The organism is uncultured Phenylobacterium sp. (assembly GCF_902826855.1).
In the GTDB taxonomy this organism is placed as follows: domain Bacteria; phylum Pseudomonadota; class Alphaproteobacteria; order Caulobacterales; family Caulobacteraceae; genus Phenylobacterium.
In genome coordinates, this window is sequence record NZ_CADEGK010000010.1 from 1 (window position 1) to 22,885 (window position 22,885).

23 protein-coding genes are annotated in these 22,885 nt (G+C 69.5%); 9 read left to right on the top strand and 14 right to left on the bottom strand.

The window, feature by feature from the left end; all coding sequences use genetic code 11:
• Positions 1-171: 171 nt before the first annotated feature.
• The 6 genes from QZV94_RS02795 to QZV94_RS02820 form a co-directional block, all read right to left on the bottom strand.
• A complete protein-coding gene (locus QZV94_RS02795) occupies positions 172-1,548 on the bottom strand; it encodes an MFS transporter (RefSeq protein WP_293676280.1) in 1,377 nt (458 codons plus the stop codon).
• Between the two features lie 147 nt (positions 1,549-1,695).
• Entirely contained in the window at positions 1,696-2,835 is a 1,140-nt protein-coding gene (locus QZV94_RS02800; RefSeq protein WP_293676281.1) for an MFS transporter, read from the bottom strand.
• 205 nt (positions 2,836-3,040) lie between these two features.
• The gene (locus QZV94_RS02805; protein ID WP_293676282.1) at positions 3,041-3,649 is read right to left on the bottom strand and encodes a DUF6134 family protein; all 609 of its coding nucleotides are present in this window, start codon (positions 3,647-3,649) and stop codon (positions 3,041-3,043) included.
• A 254-nt stretch (positions 3,650-3,903) separates the two neighbouring features.
• Positions 3,904-4,782: a transglutaminase family protein gene (locus QZV94_RS02810; protein WP_293676283.1), complete on the bottom strand. Its 879-nt coding sequence runs from the start codon at positions 4,780-4,782 to the stop codon at positions 3,904-3,906.
• A 113-nt stretch (positions 4,783-4,895) separates the two neighbouring features.
• Positions 4,896-5,618, bottom strand: a complete 723-nt coding sequence (locus QZV94_RS02815; RefSeq protein WP_293676284.1) for an SDR family oxidoreductase — start codon at positions 5,616-5,618, stop codon at positions 4,896-4,898.
• On the bottom strand, positions 5,615-6,748 hold the full coding sequence (locus QZV94_RS02820; RefSeq protein WP_293676285.1) for a hypothetical protein: 1,134 nt from the start codon (positions 6,746-6,748) through the stop codon (positions 5,615-5,617). Before QZV94_RS02820 ends, QZV94_RS02815 begins: the two co-directional genes overlap by 4 nt.
• Before the next feature lie 155 nt (positions 6,749-6,903).
• Between QZV94_RS02820 and QZV94_RS02825 the strand changes: the two genes are divergently transcribed.
• Together QZV94_RS02825 and QZV94_RS02830 are read left to right on the top strand one after the other, a co-directional pair.
• Positions 6,904-8,124 (top strand): putative DNA modification/repair radical SAM protein, encoded by a 1,221-nt coding sequence (locus tag QZV94_RS02825; protein ID WP_293676286.1) that lies wholly within the window; start codon positions 6,904-6,906, stop codon positions 8,122-8,124.
• Positions 8,124-9,566: a UdgX family uracil-DNA binding protein gene (locus QZV94_RS02830; protein WP_293676287.1), complete on the top strand. Its 1,443-nt coding sequence runs from the start codon at positions 8,124-8,126 to the stop codon at positions 9,564-9,566. Before QZV94_RS02825 ends, QZV94_RS02830 begins: the two co-directional genes overlap by 1 nt.
• On the opposite strand, the gene QZV94_RS02835 is transcribed toward QZV94_RS02830, so the two are convergent.
• From QZV94_RS02835 to QZV94_RS02850, 4 genes are all read right to left on the bottom strand, one after another.
• Positions 9,563-10,225 (bottom strand): TetR/AcrR family transcriptional regulator, encoded by a 663-nt coding sequence (locus tag QZV94_RS02835; RefSeq protein WP_293676288.1) that lies wholly within the window; start codon positions 10,223-10,225, stop codon positions 9,563-9,565. The genes QZV94_RS02830 and QZV94_RS02835 overlap by 4 nt on opposite strands.
• 41 nt (positions 10,226-10,266) lie before the next feature.
• Positions 10,267-11,460 carry a VWA domain-containing protein gene (locus QZV94_RS02840; RefSeq protein ID WP_293676289.1) on the bottom strand — a complete coding sequence of 398 codons (1,194 nt, stop codon included), beginning with the start codon at positions 11,458-11,460 and terminating at the stop codon, positions 10,267-10,269.
• 78 nt (positions 11,461-11,538) lie between these two features.
• Positions 11,539-12,030 carry a recombinase family protein gene (locus tag QZV94_RS02845; protein ID WP_293676290.1) on the bottom strand — a complete coding sequence of 164 codons (492 nt, stop codon included), beginning with the start codon at positions 12,028-12,030 and terminating at the stop codon, positions 11,539-11,541.
• A gap of 115 nt (positions 12,031-12,145) precedes the next feature.
• Positions 12,146-12,727, bottom strand: coding sequence for a GNAT family N-acetyltransferase (locus tag QZV94_RS02850; protein WP_293676291.1), 582 nt, complete (start codon positions 12,725-12,727; stop codon positions 12,146-12,148).
• A 32-nt stretch (positions 12,728-12,759) separates the two neighbouring features.
• On the opposite strand from QZV94_RS02850, the gene QZV94_RS02855 reads away from it, so the two are divergent.
• From QZV94_RS02855 to QZV94_RS02865, 3 genes are all read left to right on the top strand, one after another.
• Positions 12,760-13,683: a histone deacetylase family protein gene (locus QZV94_RS02855; protein WP_293676292.1), complete on the top strand. Its 924-nt coding sequence runs from the start codon at positions 12,760-12,762 to the stop codon at positions 13,681-13,683.
• 23 nt (positions 13,684-13,706) lie between these two features.
• Entirely contained in the window at positions 13,707-14,318 is a 612-nt protein-coding gene (locus QZV94_RS02860) for a histidine phosphatase family protein (RefSeq protein WP_293676293.1), read from the top strand.
• 146 nt (positions 14,319-14,464) lie between these two features.
• On the top strand, positions 14,465-15,607 hold the full coding sequence (locus QZV94_RS02865; RefSeq protein ID WP_293676294.1) for a serine hydrolase: 1,143 nt from the start codon (positions 14,465-14,467) through the stop codon (positions 15,605-15,607).
• A gap of 2 nt (positions 15,608-15,609) precedes the next feature.
• Here QZV94_RS02865 and QZV94_RS02870 read toward each other — a convergent pair whose 3' ends face one another.
• Both QZV94_RS02870 and QZV94_RS02875 read right to left on the bottom strand, forming a co-directional pair.
• Positions 15,610-16,599: a hypothetical protein gene (locus QZV94_RS02870; protein ID WP_293676295.1), complete on the bottom strand. Its 990-nt coding sequence runs from the start codon at positions 16,597-16,599 to the stop codon at positions 15,610-15,612.
• A 261-nt stretch (positions 16,600-16,860) separates the two neighbouring features.
• The gene (locus tag QZV94_RS02875; protein ID WP_293676296.1) at positions 16,861-17,430 is read right to left on the bottom strand and encodes a CatB-related O-acetyltransferase; all 570 of its coding nucleotides are present in this window, start codon (positions 17,428-17,430) and stop codon (positions 16,861-16,863) included.
• Between the two features lie 194 nt (positions 17,431-17,624).
• On the opposite strand from QZV94_RS02875, the gene QZV94_RS02880 reads away from it, so the two are divergent.
• From QZV94_RS02880 to QZV94_RS02895, 4 genes are all read left to right on the top strand, one after another.
• Positions 17,625-17,879, top strand: a complete 255-nt coding sequence (locus tag QZV94_RS02880) for an exodeoxyribonuclease VII small subunit (RefSeq protein WP_293676297.1) — start codon at positions 17,625-17,627, stop codon at positions 17,877-17,879.
• Entirely contained in the window at positions 17,876-18,757 is an 882-nt protein-coding gene (locus QZV94_RS02885) for a polyprenyl synthetase family protein (RefSeq protein ID WP_293676326.1), read from the top strand. The genes QZV94_RS02880 and QZV94_RS02885 overlap by 4 nt, the downstream gene beginning before the upstream one ends.
• Positions 18,758-18,780: 23 nt before the next feature.
• Positions 18,781-20,697 (top strand): 1-deoxy-D-xylulose-5-phosphate synthase, encoded by a 1,917-nt coding sequence (gene dxs, locus QZV94_RS02890; protein ID WP_293676298.1) that lies wholly within the window; start codon positions 18,781-18,783, stop codon positions 20,695-20,697.
• Positions 20,698-20,804: 107 nt separating this feature from the next.
• Positions 20,805-21,248 (top strand): endonuclease domain-containing protein, encoded by a 444-nt coding sequence (locus QZV94_RS02895; RefSeq protein WP_293676327.1) that lies wholly within the window; start codon positions 20,805-20,807, stop codon positions 21,246-21,248.
• 149 nt (positions 21,249-21,397) lie between these two features.
• Here QZV94_RS02895 and flgH read toward each other — a convergent pair whose 3' ends face one another.
• Together flgH and flgA are read right to left on the bottom strand one after the other, a co-directional pair.
• Complete coding sequence (flgH, locus tag QZV94_RS02900) at positions 21,398-22,129, bottom strand: flagellar basal body L-ring protein FlgH (RefSeq protein ID WP_293676299.1); 732 nt, start codon at positions 22,127-22,129, stop codon at positions 21,398-21,400.
• Between the two features lie 14 nt (positions 22,130-22,143).
• Positions 22,144-22,884 (bottom strand): flagellar basal body P-ring formation chaperone FlgA, encoded by a 741-nt coding sequence (gene flgA / locus QZV94_RS02905; protein ID WP_293676300.1) that lies wholly within the window; start codon positions 22,882-22,884, stop codon positions 22,144-22,146.
• Position 22,885: the final 1 nt, after the last annotated feature.

Sequence of the window (22,885 nt, forward strand, 5' to 3'; positions counted from 1 at the left end):
GGTCGCGCGCCAACCCGCCGGCCAATATGTCGTCGAGGCCTGTTATGCCTGTGGCGGCCTGCGGCGCCGCGCGCACCTTCACGGTCGTGTTCATCCGATCTTTCGGTCGCGGGAGGGGAGAAGCCCGCCCGCCGCGAAAAATGCTCAAGGCTGTTGGCGGGTTCCCGCCGATCAGGCCGAGGCCACCCGGCTGCGCGGCTCGCGGACCGCGAACAACAGCATCAGCAGGGCCGCCGCCAGGAAGCCCAGCGAGGCGCCGAAGACCACGTTGTAGCCGAACAGCTGCGAGGTGATCCCGCCGATCAGTGGGCCTGCGGTGGCCGTGGTGCTCTCCGCCGTGGCCGACACCGCGATGCGCATCGGCAGGTCGTCGCGCGACCCGAACTCCAGGATCATGGTCTGGGCGGCCATATTGTAGCCCGCCTGCGACGCGCCCAGCCCGGCGAAGGCGATGAATATCGCCGGCGTGGTATGGATGCTCATCAGCAGGATGGTGGCGGCAATCCAGGCGGCCATCGAGACCAGCAGCACCAGTCGGAAGCCGGTCTTGTCGCCCAAGTAGCCCCAGACGAGGTTCGAGGCCGTATCCGCGCCGAGGAAGCCGAGGGACAGAAGCCCCAGCATCGCGCCGGTCAGGTGGATGCTCTGGCCGACGTAGAGGATGTAGAACGGCGTCGCGATCCGCGCCGAGGTGGCCAACATCTGCACCACCAGGAAGAAGGCGTAGGAGCGGTCCTGGCGGATCAGGCTGGGGAACTCGCGCAGGCGGTCGCGGAAGCGCCCCTGGGTGCGCGTGGTCGGCGGCTCGGGCTCCTTGAGCAGCACCTGCAAGGCCCACAGGCCGAGGGTGGTGAGCGCGCAGGCGAACACGAACGTCACGGCATAGCCGTTGCCGAACAGTTCGGCGTCGATGAAGTACTTGCCCGCGACCAGGGCCAGCACCGCGGCGATGGCACCCCCGGTGGTATTGCGCCACGCCTGCAGGCGCCCGCGCCGGCTGAGCGGGATCACCTTGGACATCAGGAGGCTGAACACCACCCGTTGGGCGCCCATGAAGATGCCGAACATCAGCATGAAGAACAGCACCGACCAGACCAGCGGCTGCACCTCCACGACCCCGCCCCAGGGCAGGGTGACCTGGTGCTTGTCGTTGGGGATGAACCACGCCGACAGCCCGATCCCCAGGATCGCCAGGCGTCCCAGGCCGCCCATCCACATGGCCGCCGGCATCACCTTGGTGCGGTGCTCGATCTGGGCGCCCGTGAAGATCGGCGAGATGATCCCGCCCAGCTGCTGCAGCGCCAGGCCCAGCCCGACGATGGTGTTCGATCCGGAGATCATGTGCAGGTACGACGGCAGGAAGGTTGGCGCATTGACCAACCGGAAGCCGGTCATCCCCAGCATGCCGTGCAGGTAGTTGCCGATGTAGTTGCGCCGCAGGTTGTCCCAGACGAACTTCTCGTAGGCGGCCTCCCGCTCCGCGAGGCCGGCGTCGTTGTCGGCGACGGCCTCGATCGCGGCGTCGGGAGTCTCGGGTTCGGCGTCCAAACGTCCCACTGCCGCCGGGCGGGCTGAAAGACCCCCGCGGCGTTCCCCTGAAAAAGTCGAAGGCCCGGGCGGAGCCGCGCCCGTCGATGCTAGGGAGATTTGCCCGGGGCGCAACGTCGAAGGCGGCGCCGCGACCCAAGGAACGAGCTACGCAGGCCGCCCGTACGCTCGCCACAGGATCGCGAACGCGATCGCGGCCCCGGCGAGGGCCAGCAAGATCGGCGCCGCCAGGCCTTGTCCGCTCGCGACAAAGGCCGCAGCGGTCAGGCACCCGACGCCGGAGCCGATGTCCCATCCGCCCTCGGTGGCGATGTGGAAGCGCAGGGGGCAGGGGGAGGCCTTGGCGGCGTTGTAGACCGGGGTCATCAGCGCCGGGATCATCAGGGACACGACCAGGGCGCCGGAGGCGTTGGCGATCACCGCCAGCCAGGGGGTGTCGAGGCTAAGCGCGCGTAGCACCACCACGCCCGCGCCTACGCCATAGGCCACGATCAGCGCCCGCCGGCCGTGCCCCAGGTCGATGTAGCGCCCCAACACCAGCCCGCAACCCGCGCCGACCAGGGCGGCCAGCGCCATCGCCCCGGCAAAGGCCTCGAAGCTCTGCTTCAGGGTCAGGAACAGCGCGATCTGCCAGACGTAGTGGTAGCCCGCCGCGAACAGGCCGTCGGTCATCATGAGCCACACGCCCAGCGGCGCGGCGCGGAGGCCGGAAGGCGCCTCGTCCTTGATCGGGACCTCTGGCCCGCCGATCAGCGGGAGCGCGGCCAGCGCCTGCAGAAGGCCCACGCACGCGAACATCGGCGTGGGTCCCCAGGTGACCAGCGCCCAACCGCCTGCCAGCGGCGCGAGGATGCCGATGACCGCCGCCATCGCCTCGCGGAACGCGATCTGCCCGCCCCGCGCCTCGGCGTCGCCCAGTGCCGCGAAATAGGCGTGGTAGGACGTCCAGTACAGCGCGCTGCCCAGTGGCGAGAGCAGACACAGCGCGATGAACCAGCCGTTGACGCCCTGCACCTGGGCCAGCATCGGGAAGGCCAGCGCTTCCAGAAGGGTGCCGGCGATCAGAGTGCGGCGCATCCCGATCCGCCGGGCCAACGGCAGCACAGCGCCGCGCACGACAAAGCGCAGGCCCACGATTGCGGCCATGGCCACGAGGGTGATCGCCGCCGAAACGCCGGCCTGCAACATGTAAGCAAGGAAGAAGATACCCCCCGCCGCCTCGGCGAAGGTCTGGACGGCGTAATGAAGATTGACGCGATTGATCGCGACGTTGCGGAAAAAGCTCATGGAAATACGACCCGATACGGGTGGTGCGCGAGCGCGCGCTTTCAGCCGCCCTTCCCATCCTGGGTCACGGGGCGCCGGGCTGGCGGGGCAAGGGGCTAGCGCAGGCGCTCGGTACACATGCGGCGGAGCTTAGGCACGCCGCCGCCGCCGCGCAAGGCAGGCTGCCCCGCCTCGCCAAGGTCTGACGGCCGGGATCGCCCGGGTGTTAGATCCGCTTGTATTCCATGCTCGAGCCGTCCTCGAGCTTGCCTTTGAGCGCCAGCCAGTTGCCCGAGGCGTCGTAGAAGTCGTCGATCTCGGCTTCGCCGCGGACCTGCCAGTGCCCCGGCTTCACCTGGTTGACGGTGACCCTCAGCATCTTGCCTTCCTGCTGATTGAACAGCGGCTTGCCGAAGTTGCCCTGGTTCCAGTGGCTGAGCGGCAGGGCGCTGGCGGGGCCGCGCGTGGCGCCGGCGGGCCCGGTGAGCGCCACATAGGTCCCCATGCTCCGGGCGGACGCCTTGGTCAGCTTGCCGTTGCCGTTGGTGCTGGTCTCGATGCTGGCCCACTTGCCGTCGACCCACTTCTCGATGGCGGTGTGCTTGTACTTGTAGACCGGGACCGGGCCCACCTTGACGGTCATCGCCACGTTGGTGGTCGCCGTGCGGGCCTTGTCGTCGCCGGTGAAGACGATCACGTGCTCGCCAACCTTGTTCCCGTTGCGGAAGACCTGGAACGCCAGGCGGTTGGGCAGGGCGGCGAGCACGGCGCCGGGGGCCAGGGCCAATCCCGCCCCGCCAATGATCAATTCGCGGCGCCCAATCAAACGGCTCATCGAAACCCTCAAGAGAATCCGTGCTCGGACGTCAGCTTAACCCGACATACATGGCGGACTAGTGGCCGGACGGCAAATCGGGTCGCGGCTTCTGGCGAGGTTCGCGCGCGGGGGCCGGTTTGGCCGCCGCCTTCTGTCCGTGTTGGGGTGAGGCCGCCTGGCGGGGGATGGCCCACCCGCGATCAGGTTCTTGCTGCAGCAAGCCACGCGTCATGAAAAGCCCTCCAAGCTCCACAACTGTACGTAGTCATGCCTCAGGCGGCTTCACGAAGCGAATCCGCCGGGCGCACATCCACGTGAACGGTGAGGCTCGCCTTTCCGCCGTCGCCATAGATCGCGCCGCAGATCGGAGCCGCCTCGGCGGGGGTGCGGGCCACCGCCACGGGGATCAGATCTGGGCTCTCGGCGAGGGCATTGGTGGGGTCGAATTCGCGCCAGCCGAGGGCCGGAAGGAACACCTCGCACCAGGCGTGGGTGGCGCTCGCGCCGCGCATGCCGCCGCCGTGTGGTGAATAGAGGTAGCCGGTGACGAACCGCGCCGCATAGCCTAGCCGCCGCAGCGCCTCCACCATCAGCCAGGCGAAGTCGCGGCAGGTGCCGGACCTCAGCTTCACCGTGTGCGACGGTTCCTGCGCCGCGCCCAGGTCGCGGGGCTGGTACTCGAACTGGTCGTGGATGGTGCGGTTGAGCCGCAGCAGGAACTCCAGCGCCGGCTCGTGCGCGCTTCGCATCTGCTCGCGCAGCCACCTCAGCAGTTGGCCATCGGCGTCCTCCGTCGCTGGCTCGATGAACGGCGCCAGCGTCGCCCGATCCGCGCTGGGATAGACGATCGGCGTCGCGGTCTGTGGATCCCGCACCTCCAGGTCGGAGAGCTGCGCGGAGAACCGTTCGATCTCCAGGTCGCTGCGGATCCAAAGGGCGGTGGAGGTTCCGCGCGGCGTGAACTGGCAGACGGAATTGCCGAGTGCGTCGTAGAGCCAGCGGACGTCGCCAGGTGGCGAGACGGTCAGAACGGCGTCCACGACCCGGATCGCGTGGCTGTCGCGCGGCCGCACCAACAGGCGGTGCCGGGCGAACGAGACCGGGCGCTCATAGGCGTAGGTTGTCTCGTGGCGGATGAGCAGGCGGGTCATGGGGTGCGAAATGGCCGATGGCGACGGCGGTTCCCCCTCGGGGCCCGCTGTCCACTAGGACGCTGGCCTCGGCGGCCCGTCGGCCCCGTGGGATCCGTAGCCCCTGACGGTCCTCAGGCGCCGAGCGCGCTGCCGCCCTCCACGAAGAGCACCTGGCCCGTCGTGTAGCCGCCGCGCATCAGGTAGAGGTAGGCCTCTGCCGCCTCACCCGGCTCCCCGATGCGGGGGACCAGCTGGCCCTTGGTCATCTCGGTGAACTGCGCCTCACGGCGCTCTTCGGGAATGCGATCCCAGACCCCGGTGCGGATCAGGCCCGGGCATACGCAGTTGACCCGGATCGGCGCCAGTTCCACCGCCAGTCCACGGGTCAGATGCTCGACCGCGCCGGCCATGGCCGTCGAAATCGCCGAGCCCTTGGTCGGCCGATGCGCGATCATGCCGTCGGTCAGGGTGATCGACCCGCCTGGCGTCAGCACCTTGGCGCCATGCTTGGCCAATGCCACAGCGCCCCAGAAGCGCACCCGGAACAGCCCTTCCGCTGCGGCCAGGTCCACGTCCGCCAGCGGTCCCCGCCGCGGCCCGCCCCAGTCGCCGGCGGTCGTCACGATGTGCTCGAAGCCGTCGGCGGCGGCAAAGAAGGCTTCCACCGCCGCCTCGTCGGTCACGTCGATCACGGCGCCCTGAACGCTCAGCCGGTCCGCGGCCTCGGCGATCCGCTCGGCGCTCGTCGAGGCGATGGTCACCACGGCGCCGGCCGCCCTCGCCGCCTGCGCCACCGCGAACCCGATCCCGGAGCCGCCGCCGACCACCAGGACGCGATTGCCACTCAGGCTCATGGTACGTACCTCGCGCGCCAGTGGGCCGCGACGAACTCGCGCAGGTCGCGGTAGGCCACGGTCTCCATGTCGCGCAGCGCGGCCAGCTTTTCGCCCAGATCGCCGGCGTCGAACCGGCTGCGCGCCCGCATCACCGCGGCCGAGTACCAGGCATAGCGACTGGCGTCGTCCGACAGCAGCAGGCTGTCGTTGATCACCCGCAGCGCCAGGGCGACCGCCGTGGCGCTGGCGGCGGTGGCCAGCGCGAGCCGGACCCAGGGGTTCGGGAGCGTCACGCCCGTGGCCATCAGGATGCCCGCCGCGGCGGCGGCCAGCACCGCCATGGCCGGCAGGATTTCACTACCCCGGCTGACCAGTTGCGAGCGCCGGCCGGGGGCGCGCAGGGAATCCGACAGCTTGCGGTCAACATAGGCCAGCTGCACGTCGAAGCGCTGACTGCGCAGCAGCGGCAGCAGGATGTCCAGGCCCTCGGACGGCGGCGGCGGCGGCTGCGAATGCGACCATTCCGGCAGCACCCAGACGTCGGTCTCCTCCACTGTTCCGGCCAGCTTGCCGATCTGGTGGGCCACGTCGTCCGGCTTCGGAAGCGCCTCCAGCGCGCGGGCGCGGACCACCTTCCATTCGCCGAGGGCAACATTGTCGGTCATCGCCCGCGCCACCAGGTCAAGGTTGTTGACGATGGCCTGGAAGTAGAGGCCGCGGACCCGCTCGGTCCAGAAGCGGTTGCCCAGCCAGCGGGCCTTGGACTGGTGGTCCAGCCAGTGGAAGGCGGTCAGCGCGGCCCCGCTCAGCGTCAGCACCGCCGCCGTAAGGCCCACCCACCGCTCGACCCCGAGGGCCAGTGGCGCGAACGCCGCCAGCATAAGGCCCAGGACCGCCATCGCCACGGAGGCCAGCCCCAGCCCGCGGTCCCGCCGACCGTGCTTGTTGGCCGGGGCTTCGTACTTGCCGAACAGCTGCCGCAACTCCGGCCAGTCCAGCACCCGAAGGCCCTGCAGGTGGCGCTGGCCCAACATGGCCCGCGCGGGCTTGGTCAGAAGGATATCGTCGTTGGTCCAGTCCGCCAGCGGATCGTTGAACAGGCCAATACGGGTGTCGGCCTCGGCCAAACCCGGCGCGTCGTTGCTCATCGGGGGCTCTCGATCGGTTTGCGGTGTCGGCGCAAAGGCCACTATGCCGCGCGCCGCCCCTTTCCACCAAGGCCGTCCCGGGGGTCAGCGTTCGACGCAATCGGGAAAGCAGCGGACTTGTCAGAACAAATCACGAACTCTATCGTTCTCCAGTCATGGCGACCCTCAGTCTCAAGCGTAAACTCGCGATCCTCTCCGACGCGGCCAAGTATGATGCGTCCTGCGCCTCGTCCGGTTCGGAGAAGCGCAACTCGGTGGGCGGGAAGGGGATCGGGTCCACCGAAGGGCACGGCATCTGCCACGCCTACGCCCCGGACGGACGCTGCATCAGCCTCCTGAAGATCCTGCTGACCAACTTCTGCGTCTACGATTGCGCCTACTGCATCAACCGCGTCAGCTCCAACACGCCGCGGGCGCGGTTCACCGTCCAGGAGGTGGTCGATCTCACCTTGGGCTTCTACCGGCGCAACTACATCGAAGGCCTGTTCCTCTCCTCGGGCATCATCCGTTCGGCCGACTACACCATGGAAGAGATGGTGCGGGTGGCCCGCACCCTGCGCGAGGTCCACGACTTTCGCGGCTACATCCACCTGAAGGTGATCCCGGAGGCTTCGCCGAGGCTCGTCGAACAGGCCGCGCTCTATGCCGACCGGGTCTCGATCAACATCGAATTGCCCCGCGACGAAAGCCTGGCCGCCCTTGCGCCTGAGAAGGACGTGGTCGGGATCAAGAAGGCCATGGGTGCCGTGCGGCTGGGCGTTGACGCGGGCCGTGAAAAGGGGCGCAAGGCCAAGCCGCCGCCCTTCGCGCCGGCCGGACAGTCCACGCAGATGATCGTCGGCGCGGACGGGGCCAGCGACGGCGCGATACTGGCCCGGGCGGACAGCCTCTACGGCGCCTACCGCCTGCGCCGGGTCTACTACTCCGCCTTCTCGCCAATTCCGGATTCCGCCGCCCGCCTGCCGTTGGCCCGTCCCCCGCTGATCCGCGAGCACCGCCTCTACCAGGCCGACTGGCTGATGCGCTTCTACGGCTTCGAGCGGACCGAGATCATCGGCGAGACCGAGGACCTCGATCTTGCCATCGACCCCAAGCTGGCCTGGGCGCTCAGGAACCGCGGCGACTTCCCTGTCGACGTTAACACTGCCGAGCGCGAGCGGCTGCTGCGAGTGCCGGGCCTGGGGGTAAAGGCGGTCGGGCGCATCCTGGATGTGCGCCGCTTCAAGCGCCTGGAGCTGGCGGATGTGAAGCGCCTGACGCGCGGGGTCGAGAAGCTGAAGCCCTTCCTGGTCTGCGCCGACTGGTCGCCGGGCGCGCTGACCGACCGAGCCGACCTGCGTGAGAGGGTCGAGCCCCAGCAGCTGGAACTCTTCTGATGCAGGTCGCGCGCCTCGCCCACGAGACCGACTTCGACGGCTGGCGGCGGGCGGCGCGAGAACTTCGCGCCGCCGGGACGCCGCCGGAGGCCGTGATCTGGACCATCGATGGGGCAGGGGGCCTGTTCGCCGCCGCCAGCGAAGATCCCCTGAAGGTCAGCCGAAAGACGGCCGCGGCCTTCAGTGTGCCGAAAACTTTCGTCGATCTGGCCGGAAAAGTGATCCTGCACCGCTCCGACGAGCGGTTCTCGCTCCTCTACCGCCTGCTGTGGCGACTGCAGGGCGAACCCAACCTCATCCACATCGCCTCCGACCCTGACGTCGCCCGCGCCCACGACCTGGAGCGCGGCGTCTCCCGCGCGGCGCACAAGATGAAGGCCTTCGTCCGCTTTCGCCTGGCGCAAGACGAGGACGGCGAGGCCTATGTGGCTTGGTTCGAGCCGGCGCATCGCGTCACCGAGGCCACCGCGCCTTTCTTCGCCCGCCGCTTCACCAACATGCGCTTTTCGATCCTGACCCCCGACGTCTGCGCCCACTGGGACACCCGCGCCCTGGCCTTCACGCCCGGCGCCGATCCAGCCGACGCGCCGCGCGAGGACGCGCTGGAGGAGTACTGGCGTACCTACTACGCCTCGATCTTCAACCCGGCCCGGCTGAAGACCGCCGCCATGCAGCGGGAGATGCCGAAGATGTACTGGCGGAACCTGCCCGAGGCGGCGCTCATTCCCGAACTCATCGCCAAAGCCGAAGGCCGCACCGACGCCATGGTCCGTCAGGCTCCCACCGTCCCCAGCGCCCGCGCCGTCAAAGCCGCCCTGCGCAACAGTCGCGACGCCCCGTATGACGGCTTGGCCCCCACCAGCCTCGAGGACGTGGCGGCCGGCGTCGACCACTGCCGCCGCTGCCCCCTCTGGCGCGACGCCACCCAGGGCGTGGCGGGGGAGGGCCCGGCCCGGGCGAAGCTCATGTTCGTCGGCGAGCAGCCCGGCGATCAGGAGGATCTGGCGGGCCGCCCCTTTGTCGGCCCGGCCGGGCAGGTGTTCGACCGGGCCCTTTCCGAGGCCGGCGTGCCGCGGGCGGAGACCTACGTCACCAATGCGGTGAAGCACTTCAAGCATGAGAAACGCGGCAAGCGGCGGATTCACCAGACCCCCACCTCCGGTGAGGTCACTGCCTGCCGCTGGTGGCTGGACGGGGAACGGCGTCTGGTGCGGCCTCGCGTGATCGTCATGCTGGGCGCGACGGCGGCCCTTTCGGTGATGGGCAAGCCCACGCCCATCGCCAGGAACCGCGGCCAGGCCCTGCAGCTGGCTGACCAGGCCCAGGGCGTGGTCACCTACCATCCGTCGTTCCTGCTGCGCGTGCCTGATGAGGCGGCGAAGCAGGCGGGCTACGCGGCGTTCGTGGAGGACCTGAAGCTGGCCTGGACGCTGGCGGCCTAAGCCAGGAACCCGGCCTCGGCGAAGTCCAGCATGCGTGAGAGCAGCCCCTCGACGTCCTGCTCGCGGGTGATCCCGCCCGACAGGTGGTGCAGGCGGTCGAACTCGGCGAAGCGGTTCTGGTGCACCATCCCCAGGATGAAGTGCAGCCGCCAGTAGACGTCCTCCTTAGGCAGCTCCGGCCGCGCTGCGGTCAGCGCATCGGCGAACCGGGCCAGGTGGCTGACGTCGTTGCGCAGCACCTCGCGCATCTCAGCCGTCCCTTCGGAGCGGGCGCGGATGATGAACTGGACGGAGATGCGCCGGTCGTTGTCCGGCGACGCCCAGCGCAGGGGCGGGGCGAAATAGGCCTTGAGGATCTCGCGCACCGGCGGCTTGCCGCCGGCCTCGGCCGCGGCCTCGTGCAGCATCCGGGCCCGTTCGCGGTTCAGCTCGCTGGTCCGCCGGCGGAAGATCTCGAACAGCAGGCTGTCCTTGGACCCGAAGTGGTAGTTCACGGACGCCAGATTGACCCGCGCCTCGGCGGTGATGTCGCGCACGGAGACGTTCTGGAAGCCATGGAGGGCGAACAGCCGCTCGGCGGCATTGAACACCGCGGCCTTGGTGGCGACCTGGGCCTCGTCAGTCTCGTCCGGCGGATCCTGGAGCAGGGGATCGGTCATGCGAATCCCTTAGGGGTTCCGGCAGCTTAGGTCTGCGGGGCCTATCGCGACAGCTCCTTCATGGCCTTGTCCAGCCCGTCGATGGTGAGCGGGAACATGCGGTCGCCCATCAGCTGGCGCATCACACCGATCGAGGGCGTGTAGTCCCAGTGCCGCTCGGCCGTCGGGTTGAGCCACACCGCGTGCTCGAAGATCTGGCTCACGCGGTCCATCCAGATCGCGCCCGCCTCTTCGTTCCAGTGCTCCACCGAGCCACCCGGATAGGTGATCTCGTAGGGGCTCATGGTCGCGTCGCCCACGAAGATCACTTTGTAGTCGTGGGGGAACTTGTGAAGGATGTCCCAGGTGTTCAGCTTCTCGGCGTGACGTCGCCGGTTGTCCTTCCACACGCTCTCATAGAGGCAGTTGTGGAAGTAGTAGAACTCCATGTTCTTGAACTCGGAGCGCGCCGCGCTGAACAGCTCCTCGCAGAGCTTGATGTGGCTGTCCATCGACCCGCCGATGTCCAGGAACAGCAGCACGCTGATCTTATTGCGCCGCTCGGGGCGCATGTTGATGTCGAGGTAGCCCTTCTCGGCGGTGCCCTTGATGGTGGCGCCCATGTCGATTTCGTCGGGATGGCCCTCGCGCACCCATTTGCGCAGCCGGCGCAGCGCCATCTTGATGTTGCGGGTGCCCAGTTCGACCTGGTCGTCGAGGTTCTTGTACTCGCGCTTGTCCCAGACCTTGATGGCCCGGCCGTGGCGGCCCTTGTCCTGGCCAATCCGCACGCCCTCGGGATGATAGCCGTTGGCGCCGAAGGGGTTGGAGCCGTCGGGGCGGCCGCCGCGCTGGCCCTCGCCTTCGCCCTCGCCGTTCTTGCCTTCGCGCTGCTCCTTGGCGCGCTGGGCCAGCGCCTCCATCAGCTTCTCGAAGCCGCCCATCTCCTCGATCTGCTTCTTTTCCTCCTCGGTGAGGAACTGCTCGGACATCTTCTTCAGCCACTCGGCCGGGATATCCATCGGGATGCCGTCGAGGTCGATCTTGTCCAAGCCCTTGAAAACGTGCCCGAACACCTTGTCGAACTTGTCGAGGTTCTTCTCGTCCTTCACCAGGGCCGAGCGCGACAGGTAATAGAAGTCGTCGACCGAGCGGTCGATGATCTCCTTATCCATCGCCTCCATGAGCACGAGGTATTCCTTCAGCGTCACCGGGATCTTGGCTTCGCGAAGCTCGGAGAAGAAGCGCATGAACATCGGACAGGCCTTGGCGTCGAACGGTCGTTTGAACGCGGAGGATGGGGTTTCGGATGCCCGATGTCCAGTGGCGCGGGCCTAAGCCGCCGCGCCCTCGACCGCCTTCAGCTTGCGCCACACGGTCATGCGCGAGACGCCCAGGCGCCGGGCTATCTCCACCGGGCCAACGCCCGCCTGCTGCAGGGCGAAGATCTCCTGGGCCGCCGCCGACGCCGGCCGCCGCCGTCCGATCGGGGGCTCCAGATCGGCCACCGCTTGCAGCGCGGCCCGCAGCGCGACGCCGCCGACCCCCGCCGAACTCAACTCCGGCTGCAGCACCGTGAGGATCGCCCTGCGCGTCTCAAGCCGGTCCAGCGCGGCGAGCAGGTCCCGCCCGCTTGTCGCCAGGCGGTCCAGCCGGGTCACCACCAGCTCGTCGCCGGGGCCCATGAAATCGAGGATGGATCTCAGCACCGGGCCATCCATCCCCGGCTCCTCGGCGCGCACCACCTGGCAGCCCGCGGCCTTCAGGCGCGCCGAGTCCTCGTAGGCCGCCGTGTCCCGCAGCCGAACATAGCCAATCTTGAGCATCCCCACCCGCCGACCTCACTATCGCCGATTGGGTAGAGGGTCCCAAATGTCAGGGCCAGCGCCAAGACGCCCGGCGGTTAAATTGCAGCAATGAAATGACGTGAACGGCGATTACTCAGGCGAAATTGTGTCCGGGTGAGACGGATTGTGACGCATTTGCGGCAAAGCTCTCCGCAGGCCTGTGCAGGATGAACTCCCGGTCGACGGAGCGCCCGACCTTGAACCCGTATTCGCCCGCCTTCGCAAAGCCGTGGCGCGCGTAGAATCGCTGCGCGCCATGATTCTCCGACCACACGCCGATCCAGACCCCACGCGGACCGTCGGCCTGCAGCCACGCCATCACCTGTGCGAACAGCCGCCGCCCCAGGCCGCCACCCTGGCGGTCCTGGACGAAGTAGATCCGCTTCAGCTCCCCGCACGAGGGCGTCACCTCCGCATGCGGCAGGGCGCAGGGTCCGGCCAGTGCGTAGCCGATTGCGCGGCCGTCGTCCTCCACCAGCCACGCCGCCTTGGCCGGATCGGCCAGGTCCGCGCGGGCGGCCTCCACGCTGTAGGCCTCCGCCAGGAACGCGGCGAGGTCGGCGGGGTCGTAGAGGTGGGCGAAGGTGTCGCAGAAGGTGCGCGCCCCCAGCACCGCCAGGGTTTGGGCGTCGGCGGGGCCGGCGCGGCGGATGCCGCAGGCGTTGGCATCACGCATCGGGGCGCCGCAAAACTGCGTTAGGATGGGGCATGACCGTCGCCCTCTACACCCATCAGGACATGCTCGACCACCGTCCGGGCGAGCGCCACGTGGAGCGGCCGCAGCGCCTGGCCGCCGTGGTCGACGCCCTGGACGACGCCAGCCTAGACCTCGCGCCGAACGACGCCCCGATCGTCGAGGCCGCCGACCTGCTGGCCGTCCACGATGCGGAGTACGTGGCGGAGATCGAGCGTCTCGCCCCGTCGATCGGCCGCCGAAGGCTGGATCTCGACACCGCGATGTCGCCCGGCAGCCTCACCGCCGCGCGCCGCGCCGCCGGCGCAGTGGTCCAGGCGGTGCGCGACGTCGCCGCCGGCCGCGCGCGGCGGGCGTTCTGCGCGGTGCGTCCGCCCGGCCACCACGCCGAGCCCGGCCTGCCGATGGGCTTCTGCATCTTTTCCAACGTCGCCATCGCCGCCCGCGCCGCCCAGGGGGCGGGCCTGGCCAAGGTCGCCGTCGTCGATTTCGACATTCACCATGGCAACGGCACGCAGGCCGCGCTGGGCGGGCTGCCCGGCTTCCTCTTCGCCTCGATCCAGTCCTGGCCGATGTGGCCGGGCACCGGCCATCCGGACGAGGTGGTCCCCGCCAACGTCGTCAATACCGTCTCGCCGGGCGGCGCCCCGCCGGCGGTCTGGCGGCGCGCCTTCGAGGGCCTGCTGGACCGTGTCGACGCCTTCGCCCCGGACCTGATCCTCGTGTCGGCCGGTTTCGACGCCCACCGGCGCGATCCCGTGGGCGAAGGCGGCCAGAGCCTGGAGGAAGCTGACTTCGCCTGGGCCACCCGCGCCATCGTCGATGTCGCCAACCGCCACGCCAAGGGCCGGGTTGTGTCCTCCCTTGAGGGCGGTTACGACCTTGAGGCTCTGGGCCGATCGGCGCTCGCGCACGTCAAGGCTCTCGGCGAAGGCTAGGGGCGGTTGCACATCCAGGATCGATGCCCAGCGCCTTGAGCCACCCAACGACCTCCATCCGCAGCCACGGCGCCATCGTCCTGGCGCGCCACGGCGAGCCGGCGCTGTCGCGCAAGGTGCTGCTCAGCGCGGCCGAGTACCGCGAATTCTGGGCCAACTACGAGATCCTCGGCATCCTGCCCGGACAGACCCCGCCCGAGCGGCTCAAGACCTTCGTGGAAGAGGCCGGGACACTCGTCTCCTCCACCCGCCTGCGGGCAATCGAGAGCGCCCAGACCCTGGTTGGTGAGCGCATTTTCGACCGCCACGATATGCTGATCGAGGCGCCGCTGCCGCCACCGAATTTCCCGAACTGGCTGAAGCTGTCCCCCCGCCACTGGGGGTTCCTCGCCCGCGTCTGGTGGTGGTACCTGAACCACCACGAAGGCCAGGAGACGCGCGCCCAGGCCGAGGCCCGCGCCGACCAGGCCGCCGCCTTGCTGATCGGCCTGGCCGCGGGCGGCGAGAACGTCGTGGTCCTCGCCCACGGTTTCTTCAACCACCTCATCGGCCGATCGTTGCGCAAGCTCGGCTGGAAGCTGGTCGAGAGCGAGGGCTACAAATACTGGTCCATGCGCCGCTTCGAGCGGGGCTAGGCGCGCTCTACTTCCGGAAAGGAGAGGACCAGCCTGGGCGCAAGCGTGCCAGCGGGAGAGGGTCACTGCAAGCCAACACAATGTGCGTTGCCAGCCCCTCCTCCGCGACCGATCTGGAGCCCTCTTGAGGGGGAGCTCCGAACGTCATGGACATCACACCCGACAAGCAGGCGCGCGCCTTCCGCGACCAGGACCGGGTCTGGCCGTCGCGCGTCATCCCATGCGCAAGCGCGGTGCGGCCGCTTCCGCCGCACGCCCGTTCGCTCGCCGACCTGACCTTCGAGGTGGGTGGCGTCCGCCACAGCGTCAGCGACTTTATGGACCGCTGCCGCACGGCCGGGCTCCTGATCCTGAAGGACGGCGAGATCGCGCTGGAGCGCTACGGTCTCGGTCACGGCCCGCTCAGCCGCTGGGTGAGCTTCTCGACCGCGAAATCAGTGACCGCGACGCTCGTCGGCGCCGCGATCCACGATGGCGCGATCGGCAGCCTGCACGACCGGTGCGACCGCTACCTGTCGCGCCTCGGCGGCTCGGCCTACGAGGGCGTCACGCTGCGCAACGTCCTGCGCATGTGCTCCGGCGTGGCCTGGGGCGAGGAAAACGTCCCGGAGGAGCGTTCCGACCTCCCGCGGCTGCGCGCGGCGCTCGCCACCCGGCGGCCCGGCGCTGTCCTGGACCTTGCGTGCAGCCTGCCGCGCGCGCACCCGCCGGGCGCCGTCTTCAACTACTCGACCGTCGAAAGCTGTCTCCTGGGCGCCCTGGTCGTCGCTGCCACGGGCCGCCCGATGGCGGACTACTGCGCCGAGAAGGTCTGGGGGCCGGCCGGCATGGAGGCCGATGGCTATTGGCTGCTGGAGTCCGAGGGCGGCTTGGAGATGGGTGGGTTCGGCGTCAACGCGCGGCTGCGAGATGTCGGCCGCTTCGGCCTGCTGGTGATGGAGGACGGCGAGGGGTTCAGCGGCGGGCGGGTCTTTCCGCCCGGCTGGCGCGACCTCGCCGGCCAGCCCGACAGCGCCGCCACGGACTTCGGCGCGCTGTTGCCCGGATCGCCCGCAGGCTACGGCTACCACTGGTGGTCCCTGCCGGGCGCGCCGTTCAGGGACGGCATCCACGCCGGCGCCTGCCTGGCGCTGGGCGCCCACGGCCAGCGCATCTACATCAATCCGGCTGAGCGGGTGGTCGCCGTGGTCCAGAGCGCGTGGCGTGAGCCCAAGGACGAGGACGCCGAGATCGAGACCGTCACGCTGTTCCGGGCGGCGGTGCTGGCGCTGCGAACAGGCCCAGCGTAGCCCTACCGTTTCAGCAGCCAGACCTTCGTCCTCCTGTAGCCCGCCCGTTCCAGCAGGGCGCTCTTTGAGGCCCAGGCCGTCGGGCAGACGGCGATGGCCCCGGTGATCCCGCGCCGGGCGAAAGCGGTCTCTGCCGCCGACAGCAGGCCTTCGGCGTCCGCTCCGCGCCCCGGCGCGGAAACCTCGGCGAAATCCCCGGCGTAGAAGTCGTCGATCGTGCCCAGCGGCTTGACGTCGTGGGCCGCCGGGAAGTGCAGCGGGGAGGCCGGCTGGGCGATGATGTAGCCCGCGACGTCGCCCGTCGGCCCGGCGACCAGCATGTCGCGATCCCTGAGCGTCAGGCTGATCTGCATCCAGCGCCCGAAGCGGGCGTCGGCCTCCGCATGAGTCGGCCAGAACCGCGGATTGAGCTCGGCCAGCGTCCTGCGATGTCGGGCGCTGAGCGCCACGATCGCGGGTACGTCGCCGACCACAGCGGAGCGGACCCCGTCGGGCGCCGGCTGCGCCTCGAACCCGGCCTTGCCCAGGTAGTCGGTGACCGGCTCATAGCCGTGGCGCGCATAGAGCGCGCTCCACGCCCCGCCCTTGGGGCAGGAAGCGATCAGGTCGCCCGCGCCCGCCTGCTGCAGCGCCGCCTCGGTCGCCAACAACAGCGCCTCGGCCGTTCCCGCTGGCGCAGCGGGCGCGACGAAGCAGTCGTCCAATAGAAGGCCCGGCGCAGTCGGAACGGCGTAGATTCCGGGCGGCGGGATGATCATCGAATGGGTCACCCCCACGATCGACTCCCCCGTCTCGGCGACCAGCCACAGCATCCTGGGACCGGGCCTTGCCGCAGGTCCGAGTTCTGCGCGGAGGTTCTCGCCGATCCGCGCTTCAGCGTCCGCAGCCACGGCCCACAGCTTTGGGTCGAGCATGGCCCGGGCCCCGGCGTCGGCCAGCAGCAGCGGGACCAACTGCGGAATGTCCGCCATCGTCGCGGTGCGGGTTCTCACAGCGGTTCTCCTGGGCGCGGCGGTGACTGGGGTCGCCAGGGTGGCGAGCGCGGCGGCGACCTGGCGTCGGGACCACCTGAGCTTCATCCGCGCCTCCGACGGCTGGCTTCGAGCATGCCGCCGAGCTGCGGCGATGCAACGCCTAGCTCATCCGGCAAGCCGGTCGCAAACTGAAGCTCCCGCGCCTCCGCTGAGACAGCCGGTCGGAAGCTCTTGCCTCGTCAGCCGGGTGCAGGATGGGCGCGCCGGCGACGGCGCGCCCTATCCGGCTCGATACTTTTCGATGAACGCCTGGATGTCCCCGCTCATCAGCATAGGCACGGCCTCGTTCACCTTCGCTTCCGGCCAGTCCCACCAACGGATGGCCGTCAGGGCTGCGATGGTCTCCTCATCGAACCTGTAGCTGGTGATGCGAGCAGGGTTGCCGCCAACGATGGCGTACGGAGGGACGTCTTTGGTCACCTGCGCCAAGGTGGCGATCACCGCTCCGTCTCCGACCGTCACACCTGATGACAGGCAAGCTCGCCAGCCGATCCACACGTCGTTCCCGACGACGACGTTTCCGCGCCCCACGTGGTAGCCGCCGATGCCGGCCGCGTTGGGCCAGTTGAATGCAGGGAACGGGTAGGTCGTAACCCAATCGTGCCGGTGGTTGCCGCCCAGGAAGACCTGAACCTCCCCGCCGAACGAGCAATAGCGGCCGCAGACGAACCGTAGCCCCCGCCGAGGGTAGCGGATGACGGGCGCCCCGTAGGAGTGGGCTCCAACTTCCGCCAGCCCGGCCTCTATTTGGGCCTTGAGCGCTTCGCGCATGAAAACGGGTTTGGCCATCGGCCGCCGGTAGCTGTTCCGGCCCGAGGCGGTCAAGCGTCCTCTACGTCCGCCCGTCAGCCCGCTCCACGGGCAGTGGCCAGGGTCTTCGTCGTGTTCAATTCAGCTGGCTGCCGCGCGCTCTGCCGCAGCCACTTCGGCTGGACCCGTCCTGCCCGCCCCACTAAATGTCGCCTCGACTGGGGACCCCGCACATGTCCGAGCCCGCCGACATCGCCGCCATGAGCTTCGAGACCGCCCTGGCGGAACTCGAGCAGATCGTGGCGCGGCTCGAGTCCGGCCAGGCGCCGCTGGAGGACTCCATCCGCATGTATGAACGCGGCGCGGCGCTCAAGGCCCACTGCGAGACGCGGCTGGCCGCTGCTCGTTTGCGCGTGGAGAAGATCGTTATGGGGGCGGGCGGCGCGCAAGCCGGGTCTGTGGGCGTCGAACCCGCCGAGTTCGGCTGATGGACCTTACCCGCCGCGTGGCGGAGGCCGCCGACCTGGTCACGGTGGCGCTGGACGAACTGCTGCCGCGGGCCGATGGCCCGGAGGCCCGCCTCACCGAAGCCATGCGCTATGCGGCGCTTGGCCCCGGCAAGCGGCTGCGCACCTTCTTCGCCCTTGAGACCGGCCGCATGTTCGACCTGGACGAAGGCTACGTCCTGCGCGCCGCGTGCGGCCTGGAGTGTGTGCACGCCTACAGCCTGATCCACGACGATCTGCCGTGCATGGACGACGACGACATCCGCCGCGGCCGCCCCACCGTGCACAGGGCCTACGACGAGATGACCGCGGTGCTGGCCGGGGACGCCCTGCAGGCGGCCGCCTTCGAGATCGTGACCCATCCCGACACCCATCCCGACGGCAATGTCCGCGCCGAACTGGCCCATCGGCTGGCGCTGGCCGCCGGCGCACGGGGCATGGTGGGCGGCCAGATGATCGACATGCTGGGCATCCGCGAGGACCTGGGCGGGGTGGCGCGCATGCAGCGGCTCAAGACCGGCGCCCTGATCGCCTGCGCCTTCGAGCTGCCGCTCGTCATCGCGCGCGCCCAGGACGCGGAGCGCTCCGCCCTGATGGCCTTCGCCCATGACATCGGGCTGGCCTACCAGATCGTGGACGACCTCCTGGACGCGGAAGGCGAGGCCGAGGCCGTGGGCAAGGCGGTGGGCAAGGACGCGGCGGCCGGGAAGACCAATTTCGTCACCCTGCTGGGCGCCGATGCGGCCCGCGAGCGGCTTGGCCTGCTCAAAACCCAGACCAAATCCCACCTGGATCCGTTCGGGGCGCAGGCCGAATTCCTGCGGGCGAGTGTCGATTTCGTGCTAGAGCGCCGCCAGTAAAAAGCCGAGGACGTCCGCGTTCCATGCCCCCCGAAACGCCCCTGCTCGATACGGTTTCCTCGCCCGCTGACACCCGCAGCCTTTCGATCGCGCAGCTCCGCCAGCTGGCCGACGAACTGCGCGCCGAGACCATCGACGCGGTTTCCCAGACCGGGGGGCACCTGGGCGCCGGCCTGGGCGTGGTCGAGCTGACGGTGGCCCTGCATCACGTCTACGAGACGCCGCGCGACATCCTGATCTGGGACGTCGGGCACCAGGCCTATCCGCACAAGATCCTCACCGGCCGGCGCGAGCGCATCCGCACCCTGCGCCAGGGCGGCGGCCTCTCCGGCTTCACCAAGCGCAGCGAGAGCGAGTACGACCCGTTCGGCGCCGCCCACGCCGCCACCTCGATCAGCGCCGCCCTGGGCTTCGCCGCGGCCCGCGACCAGAAGGGCCAGGACAACAAGGTGGTCGCCGTGATCGGCGACGGGTCGATGAGCGCAGGCATGGCCTATGAGGCCATGAACAACGCCTGCGAAACGACGGGGCAGCTCACCGTCATCCTCAACGACAACGACATGTCGATCGCCCCGCCGGTGGGCGGGATGAGCGCCTACATGGCGCGGCTGGTCTCGGGAGGCGGCTACCAGTCGCTGCGGCATCTGGGCAAGGCGATGTCCAAGGCCTTCCCCAAGCCGCTGCAGGAGGCCGCCCGCAAGGCCGAGGAATACGCCCGCGGCATGGTCACCGGCGGCACCTTCTTCGAGGAACTGGGCTTCTACTACGTGGGCCCGATCGACGGCCACGACATGGACGCCCTGGTCAGCGTGCTGAAGAACGCCCGCAAGATCGAGGACAAGCCCGTCCTGGTCCACGTGGTCACCCAGAAGGGCAAGGGCTACGCTCCGGCGGAGAGCGCGGCGGACAAGCACCACGCGGTGGTCAAGTTCGACGTGGTCACCGGGCTGCAGGCCAAGGGAACCCCGGCCGCGCCGCAGTACACCAAGGTCTTCGCCCAGGAGCTGATCAAGCACGCCGAGCTGGAGCCTAAGATCGTGGCCATCACGGCGGCCATGCCGTCGGGCACGGGCCTCGACCTGTTCGGCCAGAGGTTTCCCGAACGCACCTTCGACGTCGGCATCGCCGAGCAGCACGCGGTGACCTTCGCCGCGGGCCTGGCGGCGGACGGCATGAAGCCGTTCTGCGCGATCTATTCGACGTTCCTGCAGCGCGGCTACGATCAGGTGGTCCACGACGTGGCGATCCAGAAGCTGCCGGTCCGCTTCGCCATGGACCGCGCGGGGTTGGTGGGCGCGGACGGCGCCACCCACGCCGGATCCTTCGACATCGGCTTCATGGGCCAGCTCCCGGGCATGATCCTGATGGCCCCGTCCGACGAGGCCGAACTGGCCCAGGCCGTGGCCACCGCCGTCGCCATCGACGACCGCCCGTCCGCCTTCCGCTATCCGCGCGGGGAGGGGACCGGCGTCCAGATCCCCGGCCTCGCCGCACCCTTCGAGATCGGCAAGGGCCGCATCGTCCGCGAGGGCACGGCCGTCGCCATCCTTTCCCTGGGCACGCGCCTGGGCGAAGCGCTGAAGGCCGCCGACATGCTGGCCGCCCGCGGCCTCTCGGCGACGGTCGCCGACGCCCGTTTCGCCAAGCCGCTGGATATCGACCTGATTCTGCGCCTGGCCCGCGAGCACGAAGCCCTGATCACGGTGGAAGAGGGGGCCATTGGCGGATTCGGCGCCTTCGTGCTCCACGCGCTCGCCGAGCACGGCGCCCTGGACCGTGGCCTCAGGGTGCGCACCCTGATGCTGCCCGACATCTTCCAGGACCACGACAAGCCGGACGCCATGTACGCTCAGGCGGGCCTCGACGCCGACGGCATCGTCCGCGCCGCCCTGGCCGCCCTCGGCGCCGACAACGCCTCTGCGGCGGGGCGCAGGGCCTAGCTAACCCATCCACCCGACAGACCCCTTACCGCCTCCGCATAGTGGCGGAGGGGGTGAGCAGCCGCGCGAGGTTGACAGCTGCCCCGGCATGTTCGCATTATGTTCTCATGCGCTCAAGACGCATCACCACCCGGGCTCGAGTCCTCCGCAAGTCAATGAGCGACGCGGAAGTCGTCCTCTGGACGCGCCTGAGAGGTCGCAGCGGGGACCGGCCCACCTTCCGCAGACAGCACCCGATCGGGTCGGTGATCGTCGACTTCTACTGTCCCTCAGTCCGCCTCGCGATCGAGGTCGATGGCTCGACCCATTGGGACGATGACGCGCAATGGCGTGACGAGAAGCGAGACCGCTGGCTTCGATCCCAGGGCGTGACCGTGCTGCGCATCCCGGCGTCGCGCGTCTACAACGAGCTGAACAGCGTCATGGACGGCATCCTGTTGACGGTCGAAGGGCTGTCGCGCGCGCAGAGCGTGAGGCTCGCCCCCTCCACCCCCGGCTCTCCGCTGCGCTCGGCCGGCGGTCCCCCTCCCGCCGCTTCGCGGGGGAGGTAAGGGGTTACGTCCAGCCGACCGCTCTATCCTTACCTCCCCCGCGCAGCGGCGGGAGGGGGACCATCGGCCGAAGAGCCGATGGTGGAGGGGGCGAGCGGCCGCGCTGCAATAGCCATAGGCGCGTCACCCGCCGCTGGTCGGCCCGGAGCCTAGAACGGCGAGAACCGCTCGATCAGCGACTGGCCGGCGGGGACCTTTTGCACGCGGCTGATGTCGCCGCGGCCGCCGTAGCTGATGCGAGCTTCGGCGATCTGGGTGTGGCGCACCGTGTTGGCCGAGGAGATGTCCTCCGGGCGCACGATGCCGGCGACGGTCAGCTGGCGCAGGTCGGTGTTGGTGCGCACTTCCTGGACGCCCTGGATCACCATGTTGCCGTTCGGCAGCACGCTGGTCACGACGGCGGCGATGGTCAGGCTGATCTTCTCCGACCGGTTTACCTGGCCGGAGCCGGCGTTGGAGGTCGTGGAGTTGGTCTCCAGCGCATTTGCGGGGTCGTAGGCGCCCGGCAGGATTTTCCCCAGGCTGGTTTCCAGGCCCAGCAGGTGCGGGACGCCCGCCTTCAGGCCGGAGGTCCGCGAGGAGGCCGTGGCGTTGGTCGTCTTGGCGCTGTCGTCGATATCGATCTGGACGGTCAGGATGTCGCCGATGCGGCTGGCGCGCTGGTCATTGAAGAAGGCGCGCGCGCCGGTGCGCCAGAGCGAGTTGGCGCTGGCCGGTTGCGGGCCGGGCAGGCGGGCAGAGCCCAGCACCGACTGATCGTTCGGCATCAGGGCGGCCGGATAACCCACCTGCGACAGCGTCGGGCCGCTGACGGCCTCCTTGACGGTGGAGCAAGCAGCCAGGGGCGCCAGAGCGGCGAGGGCGAGGATGCGCAGGCGCATATGGATGTTGTCCTTCAACGGAGCGCGACACGGGTGGACCGGGGCAGCTTCAGCTGCTCGGCCGCGGGACCGACCGCCGCCTGGCCGGGTCCCGTGACCACGGCCTGGACGGTCTTCTTGGACGTGACGTTCTGCACGTTGATCGTCTCGCCGACAGCGCCGCCCGAAAGGGCCTTGGCCTGGAGCGAGAGCGAGACCCCCCCGTTTTCGTAGACGAGGGTTACGATCTCGTTGGCCTTGACGACCTGGAGGGCCGCGACGTCGCGGCCCGTGACCGCGGCCCCGGCGCGCAACGCGCGGCGCGCGGCCTGGCCGACCATCATGTCCGGGTCGCTAGGGGCGTCGGCCGGCGCGGTCGCCGCCTTGCCCCAGACCAGGTCGGCGGGCCGGATGACCTCGCCGGCTGAGATGCTCCGCGCCCAGGTCAGGATGTCGATGTTGCCGCGCGCGGCGGCCGGGCCGGCCAGACCCGTGGGGGCTCCGCTCCGGACGACGATCTGGCGCAGACCCTCGGCGTTGGCCCAGTCCAGGCCGGCGCGGGCGGCGGCCAGGCGCACCGCCTGGGCGTTGAGCATCACCGAATTGCCCGTGCGCGAGGCCACCGGCGTGCGGCCGGCCGCGCCGGCGCCGTCGAAGATCTCGCCCAGGGTCACCACGCCGTCCGCGTCGAAGGCGTCCGTCTTCAGGGTCACCGGCGCGCCGGCGAAGGCGGGTGTGGCGACGAGGAGAGCGGCCAGTGTTGCGATCGCCTTCATG

Excerpts from the sequence above, each read along its gene's own strand:
- flgH (WP_293676299.1), bottom strand. The coding sequence starts at position 22,129 with ATGCGCCTGCGCATCCTCGCCCTCGCCGCTCTGGCGCCCCTGGCTGCT.
- QZV94_RS02815 (WP_293676284.1), bottom strand. The coding sequence starts at position 5,618 with ATGAGCCTGAGTGGCAATCGCGTCCTGGTGGTCGGCGGCGGCTCCGGG.
- QZV94_RS02880 (WP_293676297.1), top strand. The coding sequence starts at position 17,625 with ATGTCCGAGCCCGCCGACATCGCCGCCATGAGCTTCGAGACCGCCCTG.
- QZV94_RS02865 (WP_293676294.1), top strand. The coding sequence starts at position 14,465 with ATGGACATCACACCCGACAAGCAGGCGCGCGCCTTCCGCGACCAGGAC.
- dxs (WP_293676298.1), top strand. The coding sequence starts at position 18,781 with ATGCCCCCCGAAACGCCCCTGCTCGATACGGTTTCCTCGCCCGCTGAC.
- QZV94_RS02855 (WP_293676292.1), top strand. The coding sequence starts at position 12,760 with ATGACCGTCGCCCTCTACACCCATCAGGACATGCTCGACCACCGTCCG.
- QZV94_RS02825 (WP_293676286.1), top strand. The coding sequence starts at position 6,904 with ATGGCGACCCTCAGTCTCAAGCGTAAACTCGCGATCCTCTCCGACGCG.
- QZV94_RS02845 (WP_293676290.1), bottom strand. The coding sequence starts at position 12,030 with ATGCTCAAGATTGGCTATGTTCGGCTGCGGGACACGGCGGCCTACGAG.
- QZV94_RS02840 (WP_293676289.1), bottom strand. The coding sequence starts at position 11,460 with ATGTTCATGCGCTTCTTCTCCGAGCTTCGCGAAGCCAAGATCCCGGTG.
- QZV94_RS02810 (WP_293676283.1), bottom strand. The coding sequence starts at position 4,782 with ATGACCCGCCTGCTCATCCGCCACGAGACAACCTACGCCTATGAGCGC.
- QZV94_RS02805 (WP_293676282.1), bottom strand. The coding sequence starts at position 3,649 with ATGAGCCGTTTGATTGGGCGCCGCGAATTGATCATTGGCGGGGCGGGA.
- QZV94_RS02820 (WP_293676285.1), bottom strand. The coding sequence starts at position 6,748 with ATGAGCAACGACGCGCCGGGTTTGGCCGAGGCCGACACCCGTATTGGC.
- QZV94_RS02895 (WP_293676327.1), top strand. The coding sequence starts at position 20,805 with ATGCGCTCAAGACGCATCACCACCCGGGCTCGAGTCCTCCGCAAGTCA.
- QZV94_RS02800 (WP_293676281.1), bottom strand. The coding sequence starts at position 2,835 with ATGAGCTTTTTCCGCAACGTCGCGATCAATCGCGTCAATCTTCATTAC.
- QZV94_RS02830 (WP_293676287.1), top strand. The coding sequence starts at position 8,124 with ATGCAGGTCGCGCGCCTCGCCCACGAGACCGACTTCGACGGCTGGCGG.
- QZV94_RS02875 (WP_293676296.1), bottom strand. The coding sequence starts at position 17,430 with ATGGCCAAACCCGTTTTCATGCGCGAAGCGCTCAAGGCCCAAATAGAG.
- flgA (WP_293676300.1), bottom strand. The coding sequence starts at position 22,884 with ATGAAGGCGATCGCAACACTGGCCGCTCTCCTCGTCGCCACACCCGCC.
- QZV94_RS02850 (WP_293676291.1), bottom strand. The coding sequence starts at position 12,727 with ATGCGTGATGCCAACGCCTGCGGCATCCGCCGCGCCGGCCCCGCCGAC.
- QZV94_RS02860 (WP_293676293.1), top strand. The coding sequence starts at position 13,707 with ATGCCCAGCGCCTTGAGCCACCCAACGACCTCCATCCGCAGCCACGGC.
- QZV94_RS02835 (WP_293676288.1), bottom strand. The coding sequence starts at position 10,225 with ATGACCGATCCCCTGCTCCAGGATCCGCCGGACGAGACTGACGAGGCC.